Consider the following 12,644-nt stretch of genomic DNA (forward strand, 5'->3'; position numbering starts at 1 on the left):
TATTCTTCCTAGCCGAGCAGTTCCCTTACAAAACCACCGACAATTGTCGAGGCTGGTCCATAGCGGTGCTCGGCGAAGGCATCGCCTACACTGCTGGGTTCCAAATTTAATTCCACGCTGTGCGCACCTGCCAGGTTAGCGCACTCCACAAAACCGGCCGCCGGGTAGACATTGCCGGAGGTACCGATGCTGATAAATAGGTCGCACTGGCTCAAGGCCTCGTAAATAGTCTCCATTTGCAATGGCATTTCCCCAAACCAAACGACATGTGGGCGCAGGGTGCCGGATAGCCCACAGCAGTCACAGCGATTCGTAACCTGTAATTTTCCAAATAAGGAAAACAACTGGCCGCTAACGCTGCAGCGCGCTTTGAGCAGTTCGCCATGCATATGAATCAGGTTGCGACTACCGGCGCGTTCGTGCAGGTCATCGATATTTTGGGTGACTAATAAAAATTCTCCGTCAAATTCTCTTTCCAGTTCGGCTAAGGCTCGATGGGCAGGGTTGGGAGCAATATCACCTGACAGTAGGTGTTGGCGGCGTTCGTTGTAAAAGCACTGTACCAGTTGTGGGTTACGTTCAAAGGCTTCGGGGGTGGCGACATCTTCAATACGCTGGTTTTCCCACAAGCCATCAGCCCCGCGAAAAGTGCGAATACCAGATTCCGCCGAGATGCCGGCCCCGGTTAGTACAACGATACGTTTATATTGCATAAGATAAAATTATGTTAGCCTGCGGCGATTAAGGGATAAAAATATTTAGCTTAGTGTACGAAGAAAAATATTTTATCTGAAGTATGCAAGCTCGAATTATCTGGGGTAGGTTAAATATCTGAAGCAGTTAATGAATGCTTGCAGATCAACAAACTATAGGCGACCCGGTAGGGTCGCCTTATCTATGAATTTATTTTTTTATCAGTGCAATTTAAGGCGTGGACTGACTGCACGATTGGCCTGACCGATTAGATAGAGCAGCATGGCTTTGGGCCAACCGTGGATTGCCGCCAGGTGCATTCGATATAGGGAGCGGTAGGCAAAGCCGGCAATACGACCTTCTATGGTGAGGCTGCCTTTTACCAGTGTGCCCATTAAATTTCCCACTGCAGTGTATTTACTCAGGGAAACTAGTGAACCGCGATCCCGATAGTAAAAATGCTCCAGAGGTTTGTCCTCAATTAAAGCGATTAGATTGTTGGCGGTGAGTTTGGCCATCTGCTGTGCCGCCTGGGCGCGTGGTGGTACCCGCTGTTCGTTTCCGTCAATGCAGCTGGCACAGTCTCCCATGGCAAAAATATGTGGATCACTTTGGCTCAGTAGAGTGGTTTTCACTTCTATCTGGTTAAGACGATTGGTAGCGAGCCCGTCGAGATGGTTAAGGAATTCCGGCGCTTTGACCCCGGCGGCCCAGAGGCGAATTGCTGCGGGAATTTCCCTGCCGTCGCCAGTGGTAAAACCTGAGGCGCTGGCACTGGTGATACTGCAATTGGTGAGTACGCGCACTCCCATTTTACTCAGTTCGGATTCGGCATTATTGCCCAAGCGTGTCGGCAGGGCCGGCAGCAGGTGCGGCCCGGCTTCAATGACAGTGATATCAATAGAATCTGGGCTAATTCGCCCATAGTTGCCCATTTGCTTGCTCGCGTCGACTAATTCCGCCGATAGCTCTACCCCGGTAGCACCGCCACCGACTATGGCAATCTGCAAATTTTTACTGGTGTGGGTTTCCAGACGCAGAAAGTAATTGAGAAGTTGTTGGTGGAATTTCTGTGCCTGTTCACTGCTGTCGAGAAAAACGCAGTTTTTGCGCACACCGTGGGTGTGGAAATCGTTGCTCTTGCTACCAATACAGAGCACTAAATAATCGTATTCAAGCTCGCGGGGAGGCACCAGCTCATTACCCTCGTCATCCAGGACTGCTCCCAGAGTGACAACACGGCGTTTTCTGTCGAGGGACTGTAGGGCGCCAAGTTGAAACTCATAGCCATTGGCACGAGCGTGAACCTGGTAATTGAGGGCGTCCATATTGGCGTCCAAGGCACCGGCTGCGACCTGGTGGAGCAAGGGTTTCCAAATATGGGTACGATTTTTGTCTACCAGAGTGACTTGTGCTGCGGGGGAATCGCGCCTTTTCCGAAGGAACGGAGTAAAGCTGAAATAGTGCCCGAGCCGCGTGGCCAGAATTAGTCCACTGGCGCCGCCGCCGACGATCACAATTTTTTTCATGGTGGGTGGTCTTCCTGTCGATTGCTAATAAGCCGACTCCCCGATCTGTGAAGACCTATCGCCGCAATACTTGGCTGCTGGCGCTTGTTTTGGCGTCAGTATCTCCCGCATTGGCAGTGATAGCAACTAGGGCCTGAAGATACTAATTGGATTCCCACTATGGTGGCTGTATAGGCGCTAATCTGCGCGCGAGAGGCGTAGTGTGGCCATGCTGTCATAGTGGAAAAAAAAGCCTCCGTCAGTATTCATCCAATTAATATCAACAGGTTGTAACACGTGGCGGTGAAAAATGGAGGAAAGTGGAATCATCACACCTGACTGTGTTCCGCTTCGTTATTGTGGGTGAGCAGCTGCCGCCAAGGACCATCTCTACGCAGGATTACCTTTGGTTGTGGATTGCCGCCACTGCTGATCACTCCGATGATGGCGGCCTGGCTGCAACCACTCTGCAATAGTGCGCGCACACAGGGCTCTGCTTTGTCCGCAGGCACTGCGGCGAGCAGGCCTCCGCAGGTCTGTGGGTCTGTGAGCAATGCCCAGTGTGGCAGTGATTGCCATTCTCGCGGATTTTCTACAAAAGCATAGGCGCTGGCATTTTGCGGCTGCAGGCTGGATAGCCAGCCGCGCTCAATACATTGGCGGGCACCCGGAATCAGCGGTAGTGGCTCTGCGATCAAAGTGGCGCCGAGTCCATCTAGTTTCAGCATTTCCAGTAAGTGACCGAGCAGGCCGAAGCCGGTGACATCGGTGAGGGCGTGAGCCCCGTGCTGGGCAAATATTTCGGCGGCGGCTGCATTACTGTGCAGCATGGTTTCCAGTGCCTTCTGCAGCCAGCGCCCCTTGGCTTCTCCCATCCCCTCGGCGGCGAGAATGGTGCCTATACCCAGAGGTTTACTCAAGATCAGGCAGTCCCCAGTTCGGGCTCCACGTTTTTCCAGTAATTGCTCTCGTTCGGCCAAGCCATTTACGGTGAGGCCCAATTGCAGTTCTGCGCCCTCGGCGGTGTGGCCGCCAGATAGAACGCAGTGATGGCGATTGAGTTCGTAAATCGCACCAGCGAGCAGTTGCTGTAAATCCCGCTGGGTGATTTCCTCTGCTGCGGTGGGCAGGGTCGCCAATACTTGCGCACTCACAGGGCGCGCATGCATGGCAAATAGATCGGAGAGTGCGTGCAGAGCAGCGAGTCGTCCGAACAGCCAGGGGTCGGCTACCGGGGCTCGTAGTTGATCGGAGCTCTGTACCAATAACTGTGAGGTGGGTAAATCCATTACGGCAGCATCGTCCCCGAGACCGCGCAATAGATAATCGGATTGCTGCACGGGCAGTTTGGCCAGAGCGCGGCGCAATACCTCCGGGCCCACCTTGGCGCCGCAGCCATTACAGCGCATGCTCGCCAAAGAGATCCCCTTGCGTTGGTTTAGTATTTCACTGGGTTGCGTGGCTGGCATCTCTTCCATGGTGATGGGCAGATCGCTAAAGCGGTGCATAAAACTGCGGTCGATATGGTCCTTCCAGCGCCACAGTGGTGCGCCCACTGCAGCAACTCCATTACGCACTGCTACAGCGCGCCTGCCTCCACAGGACAGCAGGCTGAGAAAGCGCTTCTGTGGGTGATAACTTTTCAGTGGGCGCCCGGTGAGTGTGGCGCGCAGGTTATGGAATAGCACGGGCCCCTGACGCACTGCGTAGACACCGGCCTTGGGCAGCGGCCCTGCTGAAAAACTGGCTACATCGCCGGCGGCAAAGATTTCCTGGTAACCCTGGGCGCGCAATTTGCTGTCTACTAAAACGAAGCCTTTGTCGTCGAGCGCAAGCTGGGAATCCGCCAGCCAGGGAGGGGCACAAGCATTGGTGGTGAGTAACACCTGATCCAGGCCCAGTAAATCGCCGCTATTGTTACGCACGCCCTGTTCGTTAATTTCCGCCACTGGCCAGTTGTGATGTATCTCTACCCCGAGCCTGTGGAGTTCACGCGCTACTAGTTTTCGTGCGAGGAATGGGTAGCCTTGGGGGATTTCGTCGGCGGCGTGGATCAGGTGAATTTGCACACGCCCAGAATAGAGCTGTTCCTCTAGGCTGTGAGCCATGGCCATGGCTAGCTCGCAGCCGCCAGCACCGCCCCCAACAATTCCGAGGCGCAGGGGTGTACGGTTTTTTTGTACGTGCCTCTGCAGCTTTTGCCAGAAGTTGTAAAAATGCCCGATGGGTTTAATGGGGATGGCCAGCTCAGAACCCGGCAGCTCCCGCACAGGGGTGGCGCCGACATCCAGGGATAGCAGGTCGTACTCCAGTGGGGGGCGCCCGAGCAGAGAGACCGTGCGGGCTTTCACGTCGACATGGTGGGCACAGGCTTGAATAAACCGGGCACCGGCAGCGCGACATAGGCGCGCCAGGTCAATATGAGTGTCATCCAGTGAGTAGTGGCCTGCCACCATCCCCGGCAGCATACCTGAATAGGCGGTTTGGATTTGCGGAGAAACCAGCGTCAGGCGCGCGCCCGGCAACGGATTCATAGCCCACATTTGCAACACTATGGCATGGGCGTGGCCGCCGCCGACCAGAACGATATCCTGGTAGTTAGGGTACTCCTGCATTTTTGCTCACTACTGATTTTCTGGAACGGTTGCTGGGGTAAAGCCATTGCCCGCCAGCCAACTTCTCTCGCCGCACAAATTTATCTCTGGATAAATATTAGACAGCGTGAGTCGAGGCGAGATTTATAGCACGACGTCAACTTTCATTATCGCGAATCGCAGCGTCAGGGTAAAAAAAACAACGGGGCTGGTCTTTACTTTATGGGCTCAGCTGTCGTTGCAGCTTGCGTTCAATTCATTTCGCGGCGCTATTTTTCTAATGCCAACAGAGCCTGCCCGTCATAATGCCCGCTTTCGTCACCTGTTGTGGTGGCTGGTTGGCGGATTATTGTTGCTCGAAGGGCTATCTCTAGTGCTTTCCGGTCTGGTGCGCGATAAGGCCAGCGCATGGATGGCTGAGCGGGGACTGGATTTTCAGGCGCAACACTTCCGTGTGTCTCTGCTGGATTTAAGTGTCTTGGTTGTCGATGCGCGTGCAATCAATCGCGAGGGGCGAGGGTTTTCTGCCCAGGAAGTCCTGCTGGACTACAGCTGGTGGCAGTTGCTGCGTGGTCGCGCCAATCTGCCGCGAGCTTCGATCAGCGGCGCTTATATAGATCTGCAATCCGCTCCCGGAGATCGACAAAGGGATTGGGAGCTGGGTGGCTGGAGCTTGGCTCAGGGCGAACGGCAGGACAGGGATTTTCAACTGATAATCGGCTCGGCGCGCATACGTAATAGCGAGCTTTGCTATTTGCACAGGCCCATCTGGTCGACGGCTTCCTGCGTTTATTTTGGCGATGTGCGAGCGCGGGATTTTAGCCTGGGGCTGTGGCGTAAGGGGGATGTTCCCCTCAAAGTGGATATTGCCGCTGTAGAAATTAAATTGCACGAATTGTTAGCCAGAGAGAGAAACTCTGCACGATATAACACCACCCTGGCACACTTGCATTTAAAGGCCGGAGATTTTCGTTGGCCCAGTCTACTCACCGAAGCCGACGCCTTTCACGCCGAATATTTCTCGAGCTGTCCGCCGCAGCAGTGGGCCGATGCGATTCATGGCTTGCAACGCTTGATCGGTCACTGTGCAGCAGCGCGTAGTCTGCGGGTTGCTGGGGATTTAAAGTTTGATTTTGGTCGTGTTGCCATGGCGCAGTGGCGTCGCGCCCGCGGCGAAGGGGTTTTGTTGCGGCGCAATGATCATCGCTGGCAGGATTGGCGTGCGGAAACCATTGCCATTCGCGATTTTGATTATATCCGCCCAATCAAACGGTTGCGGTGGCGAGGTGCAGGCGCTACCGCCTTTGACTGGTGTCCACAGCACCTGCGCGATGCTAAGCATCATTTTTGTGTGCGTGCTACCACGCTAAACCTCCCCGGGCCCACCGAGTTTGACTGGAATCAGCACCTCAAAATAATTACAGGGCCCAGCCACGCCCAGCAGGTTCGCTACCTGGATGTGGCGCAGCCGCATAGGCAGCCCCTCACGGCACAGCAGGCTCAGTTGGGTTCGCTGAAATTCGATATGTCCAGCCGAGTTCTCTCGGTGGACAGTTTATCGGTCGATAATGCCAGTGGCTGTGTACCCGGTGAGTTGTGGGGTAAGCCCGACCACTGTGTGCGTTTGGCGGGCCTGCGTGGAGAGGAAAAAGTGGCGCTGCGCTTTGGTTCGCAGCCAAAGTCGATTCCCTGGGGATTTGCCAGTGGGCCACTGTATCTTGGGCAGATGCAGTTGAAGGGATTGGCTGAGGAAAAACTGAAACTTCGCCAATTACAATGGGGTGGCATTGACACTTTGGCATCTGATACGCCCTATTCCATTCAGGACTTTTCCCTGGAATCCCTATCCGGTTGTCTATCGCGTGGCCTGCTGCCGGAGGGCTTGGAGCCTCTGTGTACCCAGCTGAATAGTCTGCGGGGGCAGGGGAATTTTGCCCTGCAGCCCGGTAAGGACGGCTATGCCATTTTTGGCAAACTGGGGGTGCAGCGGCTGATGCTGGGAGACAGTCCCAGTGGCAATAAGGGCCTTTTACTGCAAAAAATGACCAGTGGTGCCGGTTATTATCGCCGTGAAGCGGTTGAAGACCCCTGGGCCGCCAACGCCAAGGCATCGGATATTGGCCCAACTGAAGAGGATTACGGCACTGAGAAGGGGTATCTCGAAGAACAAGGCCCATTGGCCAGTACCCAAATAGCCAGCGTGAACGCGCCAAATTTCAAGCTGGAGAGTGCCAGCTTACTGCGTCTAGATGGCTGCCTACCGGATTCTTGGGCCCGCTTAATCTACCGCGATTCGGTTCCCCTTGAAGAAATGCCTATTTGCTTTGACCTGCGTGACCTACGACAAATGCAGCCGCTTCGCATAGCCTGGCGTGGGGGCATTGATATGGCCACTTCTGAAGTTTCTCTTGAGCAGGCCCTAGCGCACACAGCACACAATCGTTCCCTGCTAAATATAAAAAACCTGAATTTGCCACTGGTAAGAATCCGCCACTCAGAAACCGCCATACTTAGCACTTACATAGCCCTGCCGGGGAGTGATTTAAAGACGTTATACACCTGCCTGCCAGATATAGCGGTGTTCTCTGATATTCATATCCGCTGTATAGATTTTCAGGAACTTCAACTTGGCGAAACGTTTCATTTTGAATTTGGTCGCCAACAGGCATCGGCTAACTTAAATGACTCCAGTATTACCCAGATTCAATTGTTGGAGCGGGACGGGGTAGCCGCTCTGGATGTACAGAAACTCTCCCTACCGGTTCTGGAATTTCTGTGGTCCCGTAATGGCAGCACTTCTTCAGAAATTAAGTTTGAAAAACTCTCTGCAGAATCCCTAAAGGCTTGTCTGCCACAAGAACAGGGAATGCAGGAAAAATTACCGCACTGCATTTTCAGTCGAGATTTACACTCAATCAATAACAGTGGCGTGGCTTTGGGAGAGACTGAATTTACCCGTGCAGTATCTGCTGAGCCCCTTTGGCAGTTTTCAAGACTAGAAATTCCAAAGATATACTTTTCCCCAGGCTCTATCGATCTCTATGATTTATCTATCGATAATATCTTAATTTGTGGTTTACAGCGCTTAATGCCTAGTGGGGCCGACAGAGCCAATTTAGCCGATTGTATTGAAACTCCACAGATAAAATTTACCGGGAATCCAATTCGTATTGGTTTCGATCAGGGAATTGATCGCCTTAGTTTTGGCACTGTAAAAGCTGGTCCAATCGCCTTTTGGCAAAAAGGTCAAGACTTCCTTCAGGCTGGCCTGCAAAAGTTGAGCTGGCGGGGACTTAACTGGAATGGCGGAAAGGATTTTTCCGTTACCGATTTAAAGGTTATCAATACGCGGATCTGCCTGCCGGATTCTGGCAAGACTGTGACAATCGAACGGCTTGAGCGATCTAGAGCCGGGGATACACAGCGGTGTTATGGCATAGATGAATTATATATGCCCGGTTTACAGCGCATATCCTTGAGTAAACCTTATGCGCTTAAGGGTTCGTTACACCTGGGCGGCCTCTCAATTCCTCGAAAAAATACCGCACCCATTAATATTCCCAGCTTCAAGCTGGACAATATCTCCTTTGAAGGTGAAGCGCTGGCAAGGATTCAGAATGCCAGTGGCTGTTTACCTGCCGGACTGTTAAAAGACAAAAAGTTTGCCCCCTGCTATCAATTGGATCAGTTGCGTCTGGGGGGAATGGAAAGCCTGCAGGCACCAACAGGGCGAACATTTCTGCTCAGAGACATCAGTGTGGCAGAAATACAAATGCACGAAGCGGGGTTCCCTCAAGCTCTACCTCTTCCCTTGTTAAAAACCCAGAGATTACAGGTTGAGCAGCTGAGTTTTGGAGATAGATTCTTAGGGGTACAACAGCTGCGCCTTATGAATATTGCCAGTTGTATTCCCGTCGGTTACTTTGACCAAGGCAGTCACTGCCTTAAATTCGGAGCTGTCGAGCTAGATGGTAATTTTAGTGACGTACATGGACTAACGCTGTCCCTGTTTAAAGTTGAGAATATTGATCTCCTTTCGCCAAAAGGCGAATTACTGGTGGAGGGGGAGAGTATTGAAGTTTCACACTTCTCCATGAATTCAGACGAGTGGTATTTTGCCTGGGGAGAAGCCGTACATTTCCACTTCTTTAATCGGGATCCTGGTGCCCCAGAATTTGAACGTCACAGCACTGTTGGGGACTTCAGGTTGTTACATATCAAAGCCTTAAGTTTTGATCGACGCAAGGATCTGCTCACGATTGATTTTATTGATTTCTTGAGGCCACGTTTTATTTTGTTACGAGATGAGCAGGGTCAGTTTCCCGTAAGCTGGGAAATTGCTGAGTTGCGTGGCATACCGATTAATCAATATATCCACCGAAAGAAAAAACTGCGGCCTCCTCTTTCTTACCACATCGGCGATATCTATTTGCGTCACGGCACTTTTACCTGGGTAGACCGAAAGCATGAATTTCGCGCACGCCTGCCGGTACGTGACATCAACCTTAATCTGACTGATATCAGCAACTTAGGAGAACATCCTCCTGCTGTTGTAGTAGCGAATGGGCGTCCAGGTGGATTTGGGGATATTCAGTTGGCGGGGACGATTGATTATCTGGGGCAGCAAAAGTGGAATGCCGATCTGACTGGTTATTTGGCAAATGTGAATTTGATACCAGCCACTCCTTATATGGCTAAACTACTTGGCTTCAAGATATTACAAGGGCAGATGGATGCGGTGGTTAATATTCATGTCCATGAAAATCAACTGAATGCCTTTGCCGATGTCGTGCTGGAAAAAATCAAAGTTCGACGAGTTCGAAAAGACGACGAACTGTCGGTTAAAAAGAGGTTCATTCCCCTAAATCTGGCTCTTTGGTTGCTGAAAGATGGAAAAGGGAATGTGAAGTTTGGCATGCCGGTGACCGGCAATATTCGTGATCCCAAGTTTTCCATGGAATATGTATTTAGTGAGCTTTTGCAAAAAGCCATTATGGATGCACTATTTAGTTACTTCACCCCTTATGGTATTTACCTTTTGGGTAAATTGGCTTGGGGGCGGTTTATGACCAAGTCATTTGATTCTATAGACTTTGCTCCAGGTAGTTCGGAATTAACCGGTTTATCCCTGGCACAGCTTCAACAAATGGTGGCAGTGCTGAACAAGTATCCGGATGCTCGTCCTGGGGTTTGTGGAATAGCCAATGCCAGGGACTGGAATGCAATGTATCCTAACGCCACGATTGGTCTACGCGGTAGTCGTCGTTTCCTATCTAATTTTTACCGTAGGCCACCCATTATCTTACGTGAAGAATTTGAGAAGCTCGCTTTGGAGCGCAGTCGCAAGGTTGAGCGTTATTTAATTGACGCAGGTATTCCTGCAGCGGAGTTGATCCCTTGTGCGCCGGATTATATGGGGAGAGATTTTGGTGAGCCAAGAGTCGAGTTTTCTAATTGATGCTAACAACAATTTGTATAAATAAAAAATATTTACAGTGGTGGACTTTGTTTTTCTAAAGAGAGGATTTTTTTGATTTATATCTTCAGAAATTTTCTTTTAGTCCAGTTTAAGTGGTGTCCCATGTGGATGAAATTTCCAGAGTTATAAAATTCTTACGATTCTTTAAGTTGATCTATCAAGTAATATTGGCGATATGAAGGCTAGATTGAATGCGGAGAGTATCTGTCTTATAGAGCTTAAATGTAAGGCGTCTCTATTATAGCTTGATGTGGCTTTAATTTTTGTGACATAGTTGATGCGTGAATACCTCTCTTTGGGTAGTGCTATTTACCACTGGTATTGCGACTATTCGCTTATATATTTAAAAGAATAAATATTCAAGGAATGAATATGAGAGTAATGCTGTTTTTCATACTGTTGTTTTCAACTACTGTATTAGCTGTTGAGCAGCAGCCTCTGAAAACCATGTCTACATGTCTGGTGATGAATAAATGGAGTTCCTGGGGTATGTGGGAATTCCAAGTTTACGCAATGGCCAGGGAGAAAATCTTAATTGGTGATAAGGGAAATCACTTCCTTATCACAGCGGATGAACCGGGTTTTCGCCACATCATTGCTGGTGAGGAAGTAGCAAATTACCCAGAAGCAACCACTCTGGAAGACTTGGGGCGTTTGTGCAAGAAGAATTGTCCACCAAATCACACCAAAAGGATCAACTGGTTCAAGCGACGTTGTAAGTCTTATGAATCTTAGATTGCCCTATGGCAACAGTTAGTAAGCGTACGCTTCTATAGCTTTACAGAAGAGAGAGAAAAATATGAACGATTCTAATCAAGTCCAGGGAAGCTGTCTGTGCGGTTCTGTGACCATTAAGGCTGAGTTGCCTTCTTCTGACCTTGGGGTCTGTCATTGTGGCATGTGCAAGAAGTGGAGTGGCGGTCCACTGTTGGCAGTAGACTGCCAGACCAGTGTGGAAATCTCCGGTGAAGAACATGTATCGGTATTTGGCTCTTCAGACTGGGCTGAGCGTGGTTTCTGTTCAAAATGCGGCTCCCATCTCTTCTACCGATTAAAGGAAACTCAGCAGTATTCAGTACCTGCAGGTATCTTCGAGCTTCCCCCAGAAGTAACAATGACCCATCAGATATTTATTGATGAAAAGCCCGCTTACTATAGCTTCGCCAACGAAACTAGAAATATAACCGGCCTAGAGTTGGTCACTGAATTTTCTGGGGAGTAAGTGATTACACACTCCTGATTACTTAAAGGGGGACCATTTGTCCCCCTTTAAGGTTACTATTAGTCGCTAACAGTGCTTTTGGATTTGGATTTGGATTTGGATTTGGATTTGGATTTGGATTTGGATTTGGATTTATGAGCAACTGTGCCCGCAGCAGAGTTTGTGGGTGACGCGAGGTTCCCACAAGCAGTCATATTAAGCTGCAGAAAGGGCCTGAAAATGTGGAATGACCTAGTAGTAATAGGGAGTGGCAAACCGCCATGACAGAAACACAAATAGTAGAAATTTTCCTGGCCAATCAGTGGTGGTCCATAATCGCCTTAGTGATATGTGTCATAGGCGTCACCTTGTGCTGGTTTGGAGGCCTTATGGCCGCACTCACTGCCCTAGGTAATAAGCATTGGGTTTGGGGGATTGTAACCATATTTCTTGGCCCCATTACCGGGATTCCCTATGCGCTGCGTTATAAAGAGGCTGAGTATGCTCGCTCTTTGATGCTTCGAGGAGTTTGGGTGTTATTAGTTGGTTTTGTTATTGCTGTTTTGGTTTTACTTTTAGGTCGTTAGGTTTATTGCGCGTTGCTAAGCTAATAAGCTTCGCGCACTCTTTTCTTTTTAGTCACCCTCCGTTTTGAAAAAACCATTTCGCTGGGCTAAGATGCTCCTAGATTCTCACAATAACCGACACTCTTAGTAAGAGAGTAATAGAGTGTGTGAGCTATACATTATCTCTATGATTATATCTTGAAAATATCCGTTTTCTCAGAGTGTAAATCTAACATCGTTCACTCTGGTCAGTTGGTATTTTTTCATCAGTATCTTTCTATCGCCTTGAAAAGATGGTCACTCTAAAAGTTGATTCCTTCCTTAACGAATGCGTTTATCGTTGAAGCTAAGTTCTCACTCTCTAGTTTGAGAAATCACATACCATCTACCTGTTCAGTGCTGTGCTCCTACCCATAAATTCTCAAGCTTGTACCAAGTAAATAAGTGATTTTTAAGGTGATTGGTAAAACCTTGATAAATCAATTATTTAAGTGGTGGTTAACTTGTATTTTGAAACTGTAGAGCGAGGTTTATCTGCTGGTTGCAGTGGCATAATTTGCTTTTTTATTTGTTTAATTTATGCTGCTGGCCTTCATAAGGCTG

General features: G+C 49.8%; 7 protein-coding genes. 4 read left to right on the forward strand and 3 right to left on the reverse strand.

The features are described 5' to 3' along the window. Window positions 1-8 precede the first annotated feature (8 nt). The 3 genes from cobB to selD all read right to left on the reverse strand — a co-directional run bounded on the left by cobB (window position 9) and on the right by selD (window position 4,816). A complete protein-coding gene (cobB, locus tag LC073_RS00870) occupies window positions 9-713 on the reverse strand; it encodes a Sir2 family NAD+-dependent deacetylase (RefSeq protein ID WP_226642368.1) in 705 nt (234 codons plus the stop codon). A 201-nt stretch (window positions 714-914) separates the two neighbouring features. After that, on the reverse strand, window positions 915-2,222 hold the full coding sequence (locus tag LC073_RS00875) for an NAD(P)/FAD-dependent oxidoreductase (protein ID WP_226642370.1): 1,308 nt from the start codon (window positions 2,220-2,222) through the stop codon (window positions 915-917). 308 nt (window positions 2,223-2,530) lie between these two features. Beyond that, window positions 2,531-4,816, reverse strand: a complete 2,286-nt coding sequence (gene selD, locus LC073_RS00880) for a selenide, water dikinase SelD (RefSeq protein ID WP_226642372.1) — start codon at window positions 4,814-4,816, stop codon at window positions 2,531-2,533. Between the two features lie 259 nt (window positions 4,817-5,075). On the opposite strand from selD, the gene LC073_RS00885 reads away from it, so the two are divergent. The 4 genes from LC073_RS00885 to LC073_RS00900 all read left to right on the forward strand — a co-directional run bounded on the left by LC073_RS00885 (window position 5,076) and on the right by LC073_RS00900 (window position 12,062). Continuing rightward, a complete protein-coding gene (locus LC073_RS00885; RefSeq protein ID WP_226642374.1) occupies window positions 5,076-10,253 on the forward strand; it encodes a DUF748 domain-containing protein in 5,178 nt (1,725 codons plus the stop codon). Window positions 10,254-10,646: 393 nt separating this feature from the next. After that, window positions 10,647-11,009 carry a hypothetical protein gene (locus LC073_RS00890; protein WP_226642375.1) on the forward strand — a complete coding sequence of 121 codons (363 nt, stop codon included), beginning with the start codon at window positions 10,647-10,649 and terminating at the stop codon, window positions 11,007-11,009. A 64-nt stretch (window positions 11,010-11,073) separates the two neighbouring features. Continuing rightward, entirely contained in the window at window positions 11,074-11,496 is a 423-nt protein-coding gene (locus tag LC073_RS00895) for a GFA family protein (RefSeq protein ID WP_226642377.1), read from the forward strand. 260 nt (window positions 11,497-11,756) lie between these two features. Continuing rightward, window positions 11,757-12,062 (forward strand): hypothetical protein, encoded by a 306-nt coding sequence (locus LC073_RS00900; RefSeq protein ID WP_226642379.1) that lies wholly within the window; start codon window positions 11,757-11,759, stop codon window positions 12,060-12,062. Window positions 12,063-12,644 lie beyond the last annotated feature (582 nt).

It is taken from the genome of Microbulbifer variabilis (assembly GCF_020524905.1).
GTDB lineage: Bacteria > Pseudomonadota > Gammaproteobacteria > Pseudomonadales > Cellvibrionaceae > Microbulbifer > Microbulbifer variabilis_A.

Excerpts from the sequence above, each read along its gene's own strand:
- LC073_RS00885 (WP_226642374.1), top strand. The coding sequence starts at position 5,076 with ATGCCAACAGAGCCTGCCCGTCATAATGCCCGCTTTCGTCACCTGTTG.
- LC073_RS00875 (WP_226642370.1), bottom strand. The coding sequence starts at position 2,222 with ATGAAAAAAATTGTGATCGTCGGCGGCGGCGCCAGTGGACTAATTCTG.
- LC073_RS00890 (WP_226642375.1), top strand. The coding sequence starts at position 10,647 with ATGAGAGTAATGCTGTTTTTCATACTGTTGTTTTCAACTACTGTATTA.
- LC073_RS00900 (WP_226642379.1), top strand. The coding sequence starts at position 11,757 with ATGACAGAAACACAAATAGTAGAAATTTTCCTGGCCAATCAGTGGTGG.
- cobB (WP_226642368.1), bottom strand. The coding sequence starts at position 713 with ATGCAATATAAACGTATCGTTGTACTAACCGGGGCCGGCATCTCGGCG.
- selD (WP_226642372.1), bottom strand. The coding sequence starts at position 4,816 with ATGCAGGAGTACCCTAACTACCAGGATATCGTTCTGGTCGGCGGCGGC.
- LC073_RS00895 (WP_226642377.1), top strand. The coding sequence starts at position 11,074 with ATGAACGATTCTAATCAAGTCCAGGGAAGCTGTCTGTGCGGTTCTGTG.